Annotated in this window: 14 protein-coding genes; 10 read left to right on the top strand and 4 right to left on the bottom strand. The window is 64.6% G+C overall.

All coding sequences use genetic code 11. The features are described 5' to 3' along the window. Both YUA_RS0142065 and YUA_RS0142070 read right to left on the bottom strand, forming a co-directional pair. A partial coding sequence (locus YUA_RS0142065; RefSeq protein ID WP_027536017.1) for a biotin carboxylase N-terminal domain-containing protein occupies positions 1–789 on the bottom strand: 789 nt, incomplete at its 3' end. Between the two features lie 180 nt (positions 790–969). After that, on the bottom strand, positions 970–2,040 hold the full coding sequence (locus YUA_RS0142070) for a putative zinc-binding metallopeptidase (protein ID WP_027536018.1): 1,071 nt from the start codon (positions 2,038–2,040) through the stop codon (positions 970–972). Positions 2,041–2,254: 214 nt separating this feature from the next. On the opposite strand from YUA_RS0142070, the gene YUA_RS0142075 reads away from it, so the two are divergent. The 8 genes from YUA_RS0142075 to YUA_RS0142110 all read left to right on the top strand — a co-directional run bounded on the left by YUA_RS0142075 (position 2,255) and on the right by YUA_RS0142110 (position 12,279). After that, on the top strand, positions 2,255–4,732 hold the full coding sequence (locus tag YUA_RS0142075; protein ID WP_027536019.1) for a PAS domain S-box protein: 2,478 nt from the start codon (positions 2,255–2,257) through the stop codon (positions 4,730–4,732). Positions 4,733–4,915: 183 nt separating this feature from the next. After that, positions 4,916–5,356, top strand: coding sequence for an EamA family transporter (locus YUA_RS0142080; RefSeq protein ID WP_027536020.1), 441 nt, complete (start codon positions 4,916–4,918; stop codon positions 5,354–5,356). A 33-nt stretch (positions 5,357–5,389) separates the two neighbouring features. Then, positions 5,390–6,844 carry a PAS domain-containing sensor histidine kinase gene (locus tag YUA_RS0142085; RefSeq protein WP_027536021.1) on the top strand — a complete coding sequence of 485 codons (1,455 nt, stop codon included), beginning with the start codon at positions 5,390–5,392 and terminating at the stop codon, positions 6,842–6,844. Beyond that, a complete protein-coding gene (locus YUA_RS0142090) occupies positions 6,829–8,190 on the top strand; it encodes a sigma-54 dependent transcriptional regulator (protein ID WP_027536022.1) in 1,362 nt (453 codons plus the stop codon). Before YUA_RS0142085 ends, YUA_RS0142090 begins: the two co-directional genes overlap by 16 nt. Positions 8,191–8,299: 109 nt before the next feature. Next, positions 8,300–9,019 carry a hypothetical protein gene (locus YUA_RS0142095; RefSeq protein ID WP_027536023.1) on the top strand — a complete coding sequence of 240 codons (720 nt, stop codon included), beginning with the start codon at positions 8,300–8,302 and terminating at the stop codon, positions 9,017–9,019. A 40-nt stretch (positions 9,020–9,059) separates the two neighbouring features. After that, positions 9,060–9,677, top strand: a complete 618-nt coding sequence (locus YUA_RS0142100; RefSeq protein ID WP_027536024.1) for a hypothetical protein — start codon at positions 9,060–9,062, stop codon at positions 9,675–9,677. Between the two features lie 48 nt (positions 9,678–9,725). After that, complete coding sequence (locus tag YUA_RS0142105) at positions 9,726–11,003, top strand: MFS transporter (RefSeq protein WP_027536025.1); 1,278 nt, start codon at positions 9,726–9,728, stop codon at positions 11,001–11,003. 25 nt (positions 11,004–11,028) lie between these two features. Beyond that, positions 11,029–12,279 (top strand): arsenic transporter, encoded by a 1,251-nt coding sequence (locus YUA_RS0142110; RefSeq protein WP_027536026.1) that lies wholly within the window; start codon positions 11,029–11,031, stop codon positions 12,277–12,279. A 9-nt stretch (positions 12,280–12,288) separates the two neighbouring features. On the opposite strand, the gene YUA_RS0142115 is transcribed toward YUA_RS0142110, so the two are convergent. Together YUA_RS0142115 and YUA_RS0142120 are read right to left on the bottom strand one after the other, a co-directional pair. Further along, entirely contained in the window at positions 12,289–13,653 is a 1,365-nt protein-coding gene (locus tag YUA_RS0142115) for an MFS transporter (RefSeq protein WP_027536027.1), read from the bottom strand. A gap of 24 nt (positions 13,654–13,677) precedes the next feature. Next, on the bottom strand, positions 13,678–14,445 hold the full coding sequence (locus YUA_RS0142120; protein WP_027536028.1) for a GntR family transcriptional regulator: 768 nt from the start codon (positions 14,443–14,445) through the stop codon (positions 13,678–13,680). Between the two features lie 177 nt (positions 14,446–14,622). On the opposite strand from YUA_RS0142120, the gene YUA_RS0142125 reads away from it, so the two are divergent. Next, positions 14,623–15,822, top strand: a complete 1,200-nt coding sequence (locus YUA_RS0142125; RefSeq protein ID WP_027536029.1) for a mandelate racemase/muconate lactonizing enzyme family protein — start codon at positions 14,623–14,625, stop codon at positions 15,820–15,822. Positions 15,823–15,834: 12 nt separating this feature from the next. After that, the gene (locus tag YUA_RS0142130) at positions 15,835–16,602 is read left to right on the top strand and encodes an SDR family oxidoreductase (protein WP_027536030.1); all 768 of its coding nucleotides are present in this window, start codon (positions 15,835–15,837) and stop codon (positions 16,600–16,602) included. Positions 16,603–16,606 lie beyond the last annotated feature (4 nt).

Genomic DNA, 16,606 nt, shown 5'->3' on the forward strand with positions numbered 1-16,606 from the left:
GGCCAGCGCGACCGCCTGCTCGCCCATCTTGCGGCGGGTGGCCTCGTCGAGCAGCGGCGACGGTGCCTCCTCGATGATCTTCTGGTTGCGGCGCTGGATCGAGCATTCGCGCTCGCCGAGATAGATGACGTTGCCGTGCTTGTCGCCCAGCACCTGGATCTCGATGTGACGGGGATCGACGATGAACTTTTCGACGAAGACGCGGTCGTCGCCGAACGAGGCTTTCGCCTCGGCCTTGGCGAGGTTGAAACCCTCGGCGACCTCAGCCTTCGAATGTGCGATGCGCATGCCCTTGCCACCACCGCCGGCGGAGGCCTTGATCATCACGGGATAGCCGATCTCGTCGGAGATCTTGACCGCGTGCTTGTCGTCCTCGATGACGCCGAGATAGCCCGGCACAGTCGAGACCTTGGCTTTCGCAGCCGCCTTCTTGGATTCGATCTTGTCGCCCATCGCAGCGATCGCGCCCGGGTTCGGGCCGATGAAGACGATGCCGGCGGCTTCCAGCGCGCGCGGAAACGCCTCGCGCTCGGACAGGAAGCCGTAACCGGGATGCACGGCTTCGGCGCCGGTCTTGCGGCAGGCCTCGACGATCTTCTCGATCACCAGATAGCTCTCGGCCGCGGCCGGCGGGCCGATCAAAACGGCCTCGTCGGCCATCTCGACATGGAGGGCGTCGCGGTCGGCCTCGGAATAGACCGCAACGGTTTGAATTCCCATCTTGCGGGCGGTCTTGATGACCCGGCAGGCGATTTCGCCGCGATTGGCGATCAGGATGCGTTTGAACATTGTTTGTCTTGAGTTTCGTCCCTTGGGCGGGACCCCTCCCGGGCCTTTGGCGGGCCGATCGGACAGGGGCCGTATCCTGTCGTGGTACAGCAAAATGGGCCGGAGGCAACGGCCAAAATCCGGCACGCTGTGGCGTACCAGCGCAAGACCGGAACGGGCTTGGTGAGCCCCTGGGACGGCCTATGGCTTTCCCGCCTTGGCCACGTCCCGGACCAGGTTGTGGATGAAGCCCAGTTTGGCGACCACGGCCGAAGACAGGATGAAGGGATAGAGGTCGCGCAGGCCCATGGCGCGGTTGACGCTGTTCATGGCGAAGGTGAAGGGCAGCCATGCGTTGACGATCGCCTCGACGTCCCTGGCCTCGTAGGGGTTGAAGCGGATGCGGGTCGACAACTCACCGTCGCGGTCGACCTTGGGGCGCACCTCCATGCCGAACTCGCCAGCCATCTCCAGCGTATCGACGATGTGGAGGTAATGCGCCCAGGTCTCGGCAAAGTCTTCCCAGGGATGCGTCGTCGCATAAGACGACACATAGCTCTGCTGCCAGTCCGGCGGCGCACCTTCGGCATAGTGGCGTTGCAGGGCCTGACCATAATCGACGGAATCGTCGCTGAACACCGCGCGGCATTCTTCCAGCTTGCCGCCGTCGTGCACCAGCACGTCCCAGAAATAATGTCCGACCTCGTGGCGGAAATGGCCCAGCAGCGTCCGGTACGGCTCGCCCATCTCCAGCCTGCGCCGCTCGCGCTCGATGGTATCAGTCTCGGTGAGCGCGATCGTGATCAGGCCGTTGTCGTGGCCGGTCATGACCTTCTGTCCGCTGTTGGGATCGTCGGCGAGGAAATTGAAGATCAGGCCGTGCTCGGGATTGTCCTGCCGGGTCTGGAGCGGCAACTTCCAGCGGATCAGAGAGTAGAACAGCCTGTGCTTCGCCACCTCCAGCTCGCGCCAGCCGGCGAGCTGCGCGGGGTCGGACAGATCAGGCACGATGCCGTTGTGACGGCAGGCGCGGCAATAGCCGGTGGTATCGCTGGCATCGGTCAGCCAGTTGCAGGCGTCGTACTCCGCATTGCGGCACAGCATCCGCCCCTTGCCCTTGTCGGCCAGCGTGGCCCAGCTCTCCCCGTCGGGCTCGATCGCCGACATCGTCTCCTTCTCCGTCAGGAAGGCGACCTGGTGGCCGCAACGTTCGCAGGCGCGGTTCTCGAAATAGAGAACATTGCCGCAGGCCTGGCAGACAAAGAGCTTCAAGATCTAGCCTCTTGGAGAAAGGGAGTCTTACGAATATCAGTTGTGACGCCGCACATACGCGCGCCGGCGGTCCATCGTTCCAATATTCGGAACAAATAGCCAGACCCCGCGTTCGCTCAAACCCGCCACATGCCTTCCGACGGGCCATTTCCCTGCTTAGTCCCTTTTGAGCAATGGCTATCACGCTTTGTCTGTGTGAATATTGGGTCGGCACGTGCGCTCCCGCATCACAACGGCCGACGCCTTGAACGATCCTTTGCCCGAGACCATTGCCGCCGAAAGGCTGCGCCAGCACCTCCAAGACATTGCGCGAGAGCGCGATGAAGCCTATCGCGCGCTCCAGGAGCGCGAGGCGGAGCTCGCGCGCATCCAGCGCATTGGCAAGGTCGGCGGGCTCGAGGTCGACTTCCGCGAAGGTTTCAAGAACCGCCGCTCGCCGGAATATCTGATGATCCACGGCCTGCCGCCCGAGGCCGTCGACGAGACCCACGAAGACTGGGTCAGCCGCATCCATCCCGATGACCGCGATGCCGCGGTCAAACACTTCTTCGAGGCGTTGGCCGGGACCGGCGAGGACTACACAGCCGAATACCGCATCATCCGCCCCAGCGACCGCGAGACCCGCTGGATCCGCGTCGTCGCCAAGATCGAGCGCGACCGCGAGGGCCGCGCCATCCGCCTCGTCGGCGCCCATATCGACGCCACCGACCAGATGCTGGTGCGCGAGACCTTGCGCGAGAGCGAGGAGCGTTTTCGGCTGATCGCCGACAGCGCGCCGGTGCCGATCTGGGTCACGAAGCTCGACCGTACGCGCTCCTTCGCCAACCAGGCCTATGTCGACTTCGTCGGCCTGCCCTACGACCAGGCCATCGCCTTCGACTGGCGCAAGGTTCTGCATCCGGATGACCTGCCGCACGTGCTGCAGCAGTCCGTGCAAGGCGAAGCCTCGCTCAAACCGTTCGTGCTGGAGGCACGCTACAAGGATGCCTCCGGCGAATGGCGCTGGCTGCGCTCGGAATCGCAACCGCGCTGGGACCCGACCGGCAAGCATATCGGCTTCATCGGTGTCGCCCACGACATCACTGCAGCCAAGCAGGCCGAGATCGAGCTGCGGCAGCTCAACGAGACGCTGGAAGAGCGCATCGTCCAGCGCACCGCAGAGCTCGAATCCAACGAGTCCCGGCTGCGCGCCATCCTCGCCACCAGCAATCAGTATCAGGGTCTGGTGAACCTTAAGGGCGAATTGCTGTACGCCAACAACACTGCGCTCGACGGCATCAAGGCACGCAGTGAAGACGTGATCGGCAAGCCGCTGTGGGAGACGCCCTGGTTCACCGGCACCCACGGCATGAGCGCAACCGTGCGCGAAGCTTTCGATACCGTGCTGAAAGGCGAAGCGGTGCGGATGGAGATGCGACTGCGTCTGCCGATCGGCGAGCGCGACTTCGAGTTCGGCATGCGCCCGGTGCTCGACCGCCACGGCAATATCACGGGTGCCGTGCCCGAGGCCGTCGATATCACCGAACGCCGCCGCGGCGAGGAGGCGCTGCGGCAGTCGCAGAAGATGGAGGCGATCGGCCAACTCACTGGCGGTGTCGCACACGACTTCAACAACCTCCTCACCATCATCCGCTCGGCGACCGACTTTCTTCGCCGACGCGAACTGCCGGAGGAGCGCCGCCGCCGCTATGTCGACGCGATCTCCGACACTGTCGAGCGTGCTTCAAAACTGACCGCGCAGCTTCTGGCCTTTGCGCGCCGCCAGCCGCTGAAGCCGCAGATCTTCAATGTCGGCAGCCAGGTCGAGGGCGTGGCGCAGCTGGTCCGGCCGCTGGTCGGCGGCCGCATCGAGATCGTCGTCGAGATCGACGATGCCGATTGCTCCACGGTCGCCGATATCGCGCAGTTCGAGATCGCGCTGATCAATCTCGCCATCAACGCCCGTGACGCCATGGACAGCGAAGGCCGCCTCACCATCGCCGTGCGCAAGGTTCAGGGCATCCCGAATTTGCGCGCGCAGTCGGCGCGCGGCGGCGATTATGTCGCGATTTCGGTCGCGGATACCGGCAGCGGGATCGCGCCTGAAAACATCGACGCGATCTTCGAGCCGTTCTTCACCACCAAGGAGGTCGGCAAAGGCACCGGCCTCGGCCTCAGTCAGGCGTTCGGCTTCGCCAAGCAGTCCGAGGGCGACATCGCGGTGACAAGCACGCACGGCCAAGGGGCGACCTTCACCATCTACCTGCCGCTGGCGCACAGCCCCGCCGCCGAGAAGGAAGCCGCAGCGCTGACCCACGAGGCCGCCACCACCGGGCGCGGCTATCGCGTGCTCGTGGTCGAGGACAATGATGATGTCGGCCAGTTCTCGACCGAGCTTTTGGAAGACCTGGGCTATGTCACCCGCCGTGCCGCCAATGCCAATGCCGCGCTCGCCATCCTCCGCGAGAACGAATTCGCGGTGGATCTTGTGTTCTCCGATGTCATCATGCCCGGCATGAACGGCGTCGAGCTCGCCGGCATCATCCGAGAGCGCTATCCAGGCCTCCCGGTGGTGCTGACCAGCGGCTACAGCAACGTGCTCGCCGAAAACGCACATCGCGGATTCGAGCTGATCCAGAAGCCTTATTCGGTGGAGTCGCTCTCGCGCATTTTGCGCAAGGCGATCATGGAAAAGCTGTCGGTGGCACGGTGAGCGCGTACCAAGCCCACGCTGTCGTCCCGGCGAAGGCCGGGACCCATACCCCCAGGGAGAAGTTTGACACGAGATGGTCATTGGCAATCTTCGCCAAACACCTTTTCGTGGATATGGGTCCCGGCCTTCGCCGGGACGACGATTGAGTGTTAAGCTACAGTTGCCCGCATAACAGAGCCTTCCATGAAACCCGCCCTCTTCTCCGCCTGGCAGACCTGGGCGCTGCTCTCCGCCTGCTTCGCCGCACTGACCGCGATCTTCGCCAAGGTCGGCGTCGAGAACATCAATCCGGATCTCGCTACCTTCATCCGGACCATCGTGGTGCTACTGGCCTTCTCGATGCTGCTGTTCTTCACTGGGCAATTCGTCGTGCCCTCGGCTGTGTCGCCGAAGACATGGCTGTTCCTGGTGCTGTCGGGGCTTGCGACCGGCGCGTCGTGGCTGTGTTACTTCCGCGCGCTGAAACTCGGCCCCGCGACGCTGGTGGCGCCGATCGACAAGCTCAGCGTCGTGCTGGTCGCTCTCTTCGCCTTCGCCTTTCTCGGCGAGCGGCCAACCGCACAGGGATGGATCGGGATCACCATGATCGGCGCCGGCGCGGTGCTATTGGCGGTGAAGTTGTAGGACACAGATTGCAGAGTTGCGCGTTCTAAGCCCATGCGTTCGCTTCGCTCTCGATTGCTGGCCCTCTGGATCATGCTGGTGGTGTCTGGTGTCGCCACCGGCTATTTGCTGTTCGAATCTTTTCAGCAGACCGCGAACGCGCGGGAGGCCCGGTCCGAGGAGCTGGTCGCGCGCGCCTGCCGCGACCTCGCCGATCGCTATCAGTTCTTCATAACCGGCTGGCACGGCGGACTGATCGACGATCAACTGAAGCAGCAACTGGCTGCCGTCGCCCAGACTGCGCTTGCAGGCGTGCCCGGCGTCGAAGGCGGCATCTGGCAGTCCGACGAGGGCTCCCTCGCCTACGCGTTCCCGACCTATGAAGGCACCGGCCCGAAGACCGACCTTCCCGCTGCCGAGCTCAACACCATCCGCGAGGTCAATGCCGAGGCGCTGCGATCCGGGCGCGCAGCGTCGATCCGGCAACCCGGCCGCTCCCAGGTGCTCATCGTCCACGCCTGCCCGTTGCGCAGCCCGCTGGCAGGGGTCACCGGATGGACCATGACAAGGGCCTTCACGGCAGAAGGTCCCGCCTACAACCAGCTTCTTGCGGGCCTCGTGGTGCTTGCGCTCACCATCTTCGGCTCGGCAGCCTGGCTCGCGCGTGTTCTCTATGTCTGGTCGGGCAAGATCAACCAGATCGAAACGGCGCTGGATGATCGTCGAGAGGGTGCGATCGATCTGCCGAAGCTGGCGCAGACCGGAGCCCCGGAGCTCGACCGCCTGGTCGACGCCCTCAACAGCACCGGCGAGCGCCTGTCGCTGGAGCGCCGCCGCGCCGCCGCTGCCGAGCGATTGGCGGCGCTCGGCCGCATGTCGGCGGGATTGGCTCACGAAATCCGCAATCCCATCGCCGCAATGCGGCTAAAGGCCGAGAACGCCTTGGCCGTGACCGACGGATCGCGCAGCTCGGCGGCTTTGAACACGATTCTCCAGCAAGTGGACCGGCTGGATGTGTTGTTGCGCGACCTTCTGGAAATGACCCAGGCGCGCGATCCGAAATTCGCGGGGGTCGATCTTGCGGCTTTTCTCGCCCGCACCGTCGAGACCCATCGCGACCTTGCAGCGGCGAGAGGCGTGATCCTGACCGCCGGAACCTGGCCCGCGTTCGCGCAGTTACCGAAGTTCGATCCATCCCAAATGCAACGGGCCATGGACAATTTGATCATCAACGCCCTTCAAAACACACCTGCCGGCGGTGCGATTACCGTCGAGGCACACCGGAAAAACGACATGTTGCTGTTGCGCGTGGCCGACACCGGTCCCGGGATTGCCGAAGAGGTGCGTGAACGGCTGTTCGAACCCTTCGTCACCGGGCGTGCCGACGGCACCGGTCTTGGTCTCGCCATCGTTCGCGAAATCGCACGACACCATCATGGCGACATCCGTCTGGTCGAGGCCGCCGGCGGCGCCGTATTCGAGATCGAGGTCCCATGGCAACCGTCCTGATCGTCGACGATGATGCGGCGCTGCGCGAGGGACTAGCCGAAGCGCTGACCGATCTCGGGCATACGCCGCGCCTCGCGGGCTCGGGCCGGGAAGGCCTCGCCGCCCTCGGCCGCGACATCGACGTCGTCCTGCTCGACCTGCGCATGCCCGGCGGCATGGACGGAATTGAGGTGCTTCGCCGGATTCGATCGGAGAACGACGCGCCGCCGGTGGTGGTGCTGACCGCCTTCGCTAGCGCCGCGAACACGATCGAGGCGATGCGGCTCGGCGCGTTCGACCATCTCAGCAAGCCGATCGGGCGCGATGCGCTGAAAGCCTTGCTAGAGCGCTTGCCCGAGCGCAGGTCCATGGTCGGGGATCCGAATGACGAAACCGAGGACACCCTGATCGGGGCGAGTGAGGGCATGCGCCGCGTGCAAAAGGCGATCGGGCTTGCCGCCGACAACGACGCGATCGTGCTGATCCTCGGCGAGACCGGTACCGGCAAGGAGCTGGTGGCGCGCGCGCTTCATGTGCACGGCAAGCGCAAGGACGGCCCCTTCGTCGCCGTCAATTGTGCGGCGATCCCGGAAGATTTGCTCGAGAGCGAGCTGTTCGGCCATGTCAAGGGATCCTTCACGGGCGCGACCGCCGATCGTGCCGGCGCCTTCCGCGATGCAGCCAACGGCACGCTGTTCCTGGACGAGATCGGCGATATGCCGCTCGCGATGCAGGCCAAGATCCTGCGCGCGCTCCAGGAGCATGTGATTACGCCGGTCGGGGGCAAGCCGGTGCGCACCAATGCGCGGGTCGTCGCCGCCACCCATCGTGATCTCGCCAAGCTGGTGGCGGCGCATCAATTCCGTGAAGATCTCTACTACCGGCTCAACGTCGTGCCGATTGCAATCCCTGCGCTGCGCGAGCGAACTGCGGATATCGGACCACTTGCCCGGCATTTCCTGGCGGGCGCGAGCGCTTCGAGCGGGCGGCACAAGCAACTCGACGCGGCTGCGCTCGACAAATTGCGCCACCATGCCTGGCCCGGCAATGTCCGCGAGCTCCGCAACGTGATCGAGCGGGCCTGCATCCTGACGCGCGCAGACATCATCGGCGCCGGCGACATCGACATCGGCGCAAGCGAGATCACGGCCGGCCCTGCGCAGCCGGATTCAGACCTCCCCGCCGCCGTCGCCCAGCTCGAAGCGGAAATGATCCAGCGTGCGCTGGAGGCCTGCGACGGCAACCGCACCGAGGCAGCACGGCGTCTCAACATCAACCGTCAGCTTCTCTATACGAAGATGCAGCGTTACGGTCTTGCCGAGCCGTCAGAAAATCTGACGGACCGTGTCGTGAAAGACGACGACTGATTCTGCATCTTCGGCGAATTTCTCTTTCGAAACAGCGATTGTCCGGCTGGCACGTCGCTTGCTGAAGCATCGCACGCGACAACGTCGCGAAATCGAAAGGAGACGTTCCATGAAGACAACACGCATGCGCGCGCTGTTTTGCCTGCTGCTCGCCACGGCGGCGATCGGCGGCGGAGCAGCCGCCTACGCACAGGCGAGGGATCCGATATGGGATTCCTCGCAGCTCCCGGAATCGCGCGGCACCGTCAAGCAATACACGCTGACGCCGCGCGGCGACGTCGACGGGGTCATTCTCAGCAACGGCACCGAAGTCAAACTGCCGCCGCATCTTACTGCCCAGACCGTATTCGCGATCCACCCCGGCGACGAGGTCTCGGTGCGCGGCCTGCGCGCCCGCGCCCTGCCGCTGGTCGACGCGGCGTCGATCACCAATATCGCGACCGGCAAGAGCGTCGTCGACAATGGTCCGCCGGACCGGCGCGGCGGCAATGATGATCGTGTCGTCAGTGGCAGGATCGCGCTGCAATTGCACGGCAAGCGCGGCGAGGTGAATGGCGTGCTGCTCGACGACGGGACCACCCTCCGGCTGCCGCCGCCGGAGGCCGAGCGCATGCAGGAGTACCTGCGCCAGGGCCAGACCGTCGCTGCGCGCGGCGACGTTCTCGACACCGCGCTCGGCAAGGTCGTCGATGTGAGGGCCATCGGCGCTTTCCCGGACCAGATGACCGAGCTGCGTGGCCCGCGTCCGCCCGGCCCGAACGACGGCCCCGATCGTCGCGGCCCGCCGCCGCCTCCCGGCTTTGCTCCACCGCCGCCTCCACGCGGCTGATCCTCATTCACAATCGAGACAAACAGAGAAAGGGCTCAACATGCATTGGATCAATCCCGACAGCCTGCCTGAAGTCGCAGGCACATTCGAGCGCTTCGTACTCAATCCCCATGGTGAGGTTGACGGCTTTGTCATGAAAGGCAAGGACGCCGCCATCCTGGTGCACACGCCGCCGCACCTGGATAGCGAGCTCAGCCTCCACCTCGCGCCCGGCGACAGCGTCCGCGTGCGCGGGGTGCGTCCCCGCGGCGCCGAACTGCTGGCCGCGGTCGCCGTCACGACCGCGAGCGGCCGGCAAATCATCGACCAAGGCCCGGACCACGATCGCAAGCATCCGAAGGTGAAGCACGAGCCCATGACGGCCGACGGCATCGTGCAGATGTCGCTGTTCGGGCCGAAGGGTGAGCTGCGCGGCGCACTGCTGTCCGACGGGACCGTCCTGCGCGTCGGCCCGAAAGAGGCCGAGCAGGTTGCAGCCCTGCTTGCGCCCGGAGCAAAGCTCGCGGCGCGCGGCGACGGCCTTCAGACCCGGCATGGCCGCGTGATCCATGCGCTGGAGCTTGGCCCCGACGCCGCGAGGCTGAAGCCTGTGCGGAAGCCGAAGCCCAAGGAAAAAGACAAGGAGCCGAAGCACGAGGACGACGCTCGCGCGGCCTGACGAAGGCTTCGCGCAGGGAAGAGAGCAGCCGTATTTCGGAGGACTCTGATGGCCGGAAATGTCGACCAAGGGCGCGCCGGCCGCGCGCTGGATGCGGCGAACTTCTTCCTCGCCGACGTGCGCGACGGGCTCGGTCCCTATCTTGCGGTCTATCTCCTGACCGAGCAGCACTGGGGCGAGGCCAGGATCGGCCTCGTCATGTCGATCGGAACGCTGGCCGGTATCGTGGCGCAGACGCCGGCCGGTGCGCTGGTCGATGCAACGCGCGCCAAGCGGTTGGTGACGGCCGTCGCCGCCATCACGGTGACGATAGCCTCGCTGGCAGTTCCATTGTTTCCAAGCTTTCTGCCGGTCGTGATTTCGCAAAGCGTCGCGCACGCGGCCGCCGTGGTCTTTCCTCCCGCAATCGCCGCCGTCTCACTCGGCATTTTCGGCCACACCGCCTTCACCCGGCGGATCGGCCGCAATGAGACGTTCAACCACGCCGGCAATGCGGTCGCGGCCGGGCTCGCCGGCCTCTCCGCCTGCTGGTTCGGACCTACCGTCGTCTTCTACCTTCTCGGCGCCATGGCGGTCGCAAGCCTCGCCAGCATCCTCGCGATCCCCGAAGAGGCAATCGACCACGATCTGGCCCGCGGCCTTCACAACACCGGCACGGGCGGCCAACACGACCAGCCGTCCGGCGTCGATGTGCTGCTGACCTGTCGCCCCCTGCTCATCTTCGCAATTTGCGTGGTGCTCTTCCATCTCTCCAACGCGGCGATGCTGCCGCTGGTCGGGCAGAAGCTCGCGCTCCAGGACAAAAACATGGGCACCAGCCTGATGTCGGCCTGCATCGTGGCAGCCCAATTGGTGATGGTGCCATTCGCGATGCTGGTCGGCGCCCGGGCCGACCGCTGGGGCCACAAGCGCTTTTTCCTCGCCGCGCTGTTGATCCTGCCGATCCGGGGCGCGCTCTATACGCTCTCGGACAATCCGTTCTGGCTGGTCGGCGTGCAACTGCTCGATGGCGTCGGCGCCGGCATTTTCGGCGCGATCTTCCCCGTCATCGTCGCCGACCTCATGCGCAACGCCGGCCGTTTCAATGTCGCGCTAGGCGCTGTGATCACCGCCCAGAGCATCGGCGCGGCGCTGTCGACGACACTGGCCGGCTTCGTCGTAGTGGGCGCCGGTTACAGCGCAGCCTTCATCACCCTCGGCGCGGTCGCGGCGATTGGCGCCGTCATCTGCCTCCTGGCCCTTCCCGAGACGCGGCAAACCGCTAACCGCAGCCCGCGCCCGCAGGGGAAGACAGTGGCATCAGCTTCCGCTATCGCTGCCGAATGAATCCGTTTCATTTCAAGGGTTGAACGTGCCGTCTCACAACATCTGGGCCTGGAGCATCATCGTCGCCGCGACCGCAGGCGTCATCATCCGCCCTTTTCGCCTGCCCGAGGCGATCTGGGCCGTGCTCGGCGCCGGCGCCCTTGTGCTGCCCGGCCTGCTGCCATGGCAGGACGCACTCACCGGCATTGGGAAGGGCGTTGACGTCTACCTCTTCCTGATCGGCATGATGCTGATCGCGGAACTCGCCCGGCTCGAGGGCCTGTTCGACTATCTCGCAGCCCTTGCGGTGGAATATGCCGCGGGCTCGCCGCAGCGGCTGTTCCTGCTGATCTACATCGTCGGCACGGTCGTCACCGTGCTGCTGTCGAATGATGCCACCGCGATCGTGCTGACGCCCGCCGTCTATGCCGCGACGCGCGCCTCCGGCGCAAAACCGCTGCCTTACCTGTTCGTCTGCGCCTTCATCGCCAATGCGGCGAGCTTCGTGCTGCCGATCTCGAACCCCGCCAATCTCGTCGTGTTCGGCGCGCGCATGCCGCAGCTGACCGAATGGCTGCGCCTGTTTGCCCTGCCCTCGGCGGCGTCGATCCTGCTGACCTATGTCGTGCTGCGTCTGACCCAGCACCGCGCCCTCAAGGAAGAAACGATCGCGCGCAGCGTGCCGCATCCAAAGCTTGGCCGCGGCGGCAAGCTGACGGCTGTGGGCATCGTCGCGATTGGCGTCGTGCTGGTCACGGCCTCCGCGCTGGACAAGCAGCTGGGCCTGCCGACCTTCATCTGCGGCGTGGTGACGGCTGCCATTGTGCTGCTGATCAACCGGCAATCGCCGCTGCCCGTGCTGCGCGGCGTGTCGTGGAGCGTGCTGCCGCTGGTCGGCGGGCTCTTCGTGATGGTAGAAGCGCTGGTGAAGACCGGCGTGATCGGGCAACTCAGCGCGCTCTTGCATCAAGCCGTCGCGCAATCAGTTCCGCAGGCCGCCTGGAGTGTCGGCATTGCGACTGGAGCGGCTACCAACATTGCCAACAATCTGCCGGTCGGCCTCGTTGCAGGCTCCGTCGCCGCCAGTGATCACCTGCCGGCAACGGTCGTCAGCGCCATCCTGATCGGCGTCGATCTCGGGCCCAATCTGTCGGTGACTGGCTCGCTTGCCACCATTCTCTGGCTGGTCGCGCTGAGGCGGGAGAAGATCGAGGTCGGCGCCTGGCCGTTCCTCAAGCTCGGTGTGCTGGTGACGCCGCCGGCCCTGATCGCGGCATTGGCTGCCGCGATCAGGTAACGAGCAAGATCAGTCGTTCTCGTAGCCGTAAACTTCCGGCAGGATGAAGATTGCGGCGAGCAATCCGATCAGCGGGAAGATCGCGACGAACAGCGTGGCGCCGGCCTGGCCGATCGCGGCGAACAGCGACGGGAACAGGAAGATCGCCAGGAACGACGGCAGCTTCACGAACATGTAGGCGAAGCCGCTGGCGGTGCCGCGATACTTCGGCTTGGCGACCATCGTCGGGATCGTCATGCAGTTCGAGGCGTCCCAGTAATGGCCCCACAGCATCGCGGCCGCCGCGAACGGCAGCAGCATCTTGTTGTCGGTGTAGAGCGCGAAGGCCGCGACCAGCAGCGAAGCCAGCACGATGCCGAAACCGGCAATCGCGATGCCGCGATGGCCGATCTTCGGCGTCAGCAGCGGCCCGACCCAGCCGGACAGAGCGGCGAAGCAGAACAGCGCCATCGTCACCAGATTGATGCCGAGCACGCTCGACACGCCGACCATCACGAACAGCACCGGCAGGTAGAACGCGAAGGTCGAGAACTCGCTGCCCTGGGCGAAGCAGGCGATCCAGCCATAGATCGTGGCCCGCCAGCGGATCGGATCCTGCTTGAGGTCGGCGAGGAATGCACGCGTGCTGACCTTCGGGACCTGCACGTCCTGGTCCGGCAGCATGGCAAGGTCGTCGTTGAACATCTCGCGCGCGACCTGCTTGGCCTCACGATAACGTCCCTTCTGCACCAGCCACACCGCCGTCTCCGGCACGTCGTGGCGCATGATCAGGATGATCAGCGCCGGCACCGCGCCGAGGCCGAGCGTCACGCGCCACAGCATCTCGTGTTGAATGTCGAGCAGCAGGAAGATGACGATGACGCCGATGGTCAGGACTTCACCGACGGCGAACATGAACTGCCAGCGGTTGCCCATGACCTCGCGCTCACCCTTAGCCATGGATTCCATGATGTAGGTGTAGCCGGTCGAGATGTCCGAGCCGAGGGGAACACCGAGCAGGAAGCGGATCACGATGAGCCAGCCGACGCTGGGCACGAAAGCCTGCGCTAGTGCCAGCACGATGAACATCACCATCGTCACCAGGAACATCACGCGACGGCCGATCTTGTCGGACAGCCAGCCGCCGAGCAGCGCGCCGATCAGGGCGCCGCCCTGCGTACCCGCCGCGGCAAGGCCGAGCATCAGCGGATCGGGATTGTACTGCTCCTTGATGAAGATCAGCACGAAGGCGATCGAATAGAGATCCCATGCCTCGACCAGGATCGAGGCCATCATCAGCCAGCCGACCTTGTTGCCCTTGGGACTGTAGTTGGTGATGAGGTAGCGGACCGCGGCTTCGCTCGCGGTCGGTTGTGGCACAGCCATCGTTGACATGTTTGGTCCCTTCTTCAAAACTCTTTACGCGCCGAGTAGCGGCTCGATGCTGCAATCGAGCAGGCGCGGATCGATCCCCACCTCCATGCCCGTGAACATCTGGTCCATGTAGTCGATCAGTGCATCGCTCGCCTTCACCGCGTCCTCGACGCGACGGCCGGCGACCGCAACGAGAATGGCGAGATGACGATCGATCGTGCCGGACAGATCCGTCTGTCCCGGCATGAAGCGGTGGTGGATGTAGCCGATGCGGCGATACAGCGTATGCAGCGGCCGCAGCGTATGCACCAGGAACGGCTCGCCCGCGGCTTCCAGCACCAGCGCGTCGATGCGACGATCGATGCTGTTGAACTCGTCGAGGGTCAGGGTGGCGCGGCGCTCGCGCAACAAACGTTCGATGTGCAGCGCCTGATTGCGGTGCGAGAGACTGGCGCGATCGGCCGCAAGACGAACGACGAAGCGTTCCATGTCACGCCGCAAAGCCAGCAGCATGCGCTCGCGCGCGAGATCGATCGGCGCGATGTGCAGACCGTGGCGCGGACGGATGATGATGAGTGTATCGGCGGAGAGACGATTGACCGCGTGGTGCACCGGCGTGCGGCCGAAGCCGGTGATCTGCTGCAATTCCAGCATGGTCATGAACTGACCAGGCTTGAGCTCGCAATGAACGAGCAGCTCCTCGATCTTCTGATAGGCCAGCTCGAAGAAATTGAGACGGTTGCGCCGCGAGGGCTTGCCCTCGCCGTCGTCCTCGTTTCTCACCACCGCGAGCGCGCGCTTGCGCCGTGCCATCTCTGCCTCCCGTCCGCCTGCGCTCTCGTTGCAGGGCGGCGCCTCATTTGTGGCACCCTTAAAACATGTTGTGATATATTACAAGCAAGCGTAAGACTTTCGCGGACGCGTTGCATGTTGCAGCGCAAAATGAAAACACGACCGGTGCGAGGCGCCTGTGACGGGAGGAGAATTGCCGTGAAGATCACGTCGATCGAGACGCTGCGCACCGAGGAATTCTCCAACGTCATCTGGGTGCGCGTTCACACCGACACGGGCATGAACGGTCTCGGCGAAACCTTCTATGGTGCTGGCGCAGTCGAAGCACAAATCCACGACACCTTTGCCGGCCGCCTGCTCGGCCGTAATCCCCTCCACATCGAAGCGATCCATCGCGACATGCTGAACCTGCCGATGGCGCAGTCGTCCACCGGCGTGGAATATCGTGCGGCCTCGGCGATCGACATCGCGCTGTGGGATTTGTTCGGCAAGGTCTGCAATCAGCCGGTGCACCAGATGCTCGGCGGCCTCTGCCGCGACAAGCAGCGCATCTACAACACCTGCGCCGGCACGCAATATGTTCGTTCCACCAACATCAGCCCGGTCTCGAACTGGAATCTCGGTGCCAACAAGGGGCCCTACGAGGATCTCGATGGCTTCATGCATCGCGCCGACGCGCTCGCCGAAAATCTGCTGGAGAACGGCATCTCCGCGATGAAGATCTGGCCGTTCGATCCTGCGGCGCAGGAGAACAAAGGCCTGTACATCACCGCTGCGCAGATGAAGCAGGCAATCGAGCCGTTCGAAAAAATCCGCAAGGCCGTCGGCGACAAGATGGAGATCATGGTCGAGCTCCATTCGCTGTGGAATCTGCCGACCGCAAAACAGATCGCGCGCGCGCTCGAGCCCTACAAGCCGACCTGGTACGAAGACCCGATCCGCATGAACTCGCCGCAGGCGCTGGCCGAATACGCCCGCTCGACCGATGTCTGGGTCTGCGCCAGCGAGACGCTGGGCTCGCGCTTTCCCTACAAGGACATGCTCGACCGCGACGCCATGCATGTGGTGATGGCGGATTTGTGCTGGACCGGCGGCCTCACCGAGGGCCGCAAGATCGCGGCGATGGCCGAGACCTATCACCGTCCCTTCGCGCCGCACGATTGCATAGGCCCGATCGGCTTCATCGCCGCCATCCACATGTCGTTCAGCCAGCCCAACACGCTGATCCAGGAATCCGTGCGCGCCTTCTACAAGGGCTGGTACAATGAGCTGGTTACCACGATGCCCACCATCAAGGACGGCTATGTCTATCCGATGGAAGGCCCCGGTCTCGGCGTCGACCTTCTGCCTGCCGTCTTCGATCGCTCCGATCTGACCGTGCGTCGCTCCAACGTCTGAGGATTTTTTGAGATGAGCACCGCCCTCTTCGACCTTTCTGGCCGCACTGCGCTTGTGACCGGCTCTTCCCGCGGTCTCGGTCGTGCCATCGCCGAGGGCATGGCCAAAGCTGGCGCCAGGATCATCGTCAATGGCGTCGACCCGAAGCGGGTCGAGCAAGCCGTCGGCGAGTTCCGCGCAGCCGGGCATCAGGCCGAGGGCGCCGCGTTCAACGTGACCGATGAGCCTGCGATCATCGCCGCCTTCAATGATTTCGATAAGAAGGGCATTGCGGTCGACATCGTCGTCAACAATGCCGGCATCCAGCACCGCAAGCCGCTGGTGGAATTCACGACCGACGAATGGCGCAAGGTGATCGAGACCAACCTCACCAGCGCCTTCGTGATCGGCCGCGAGGCCGCCAAGCGCATGATCCCGCGCAGGCACGGCAAGATCATCAATATCGGCTCGCTCGGCAGCGAGCTCGCGCGTCCCACCATCGCGCCCTACACCGCCGCCAAGGGCGGCATCAAGAATTTGACCCGCTCGATGGCGGTGGAATGGGCCCAGCACGGCATCCAGGCCAATGCGATCGGCCCCGGCTATATGCTCACCGACATGAACGAGGCGCTGGTCAACAACACCGACTTCAACAACTGGCTGATGGGCCGCATCCCCTCAAAGCGCTGGGGCAAGCCGGACGAGCTGGTCGGCGCGGCGATCTTCCTCGCGTCAGACGCCTCGACCTACGTCAACGGCCAGATCATCTATGTCGATGGCGGCATGATCGCCGCGATGTAATCGC

This window comes from Bradyrhizobium sp. WSM3983, from assembly GCF_000473045.1.
Taxonomy (GTDB): domain Bacteria; phylum Pseudomonadota; class Alphaproteobacteria; order Rhizobiales; family Xanthobacteraceae; genus Bradyrhizobium.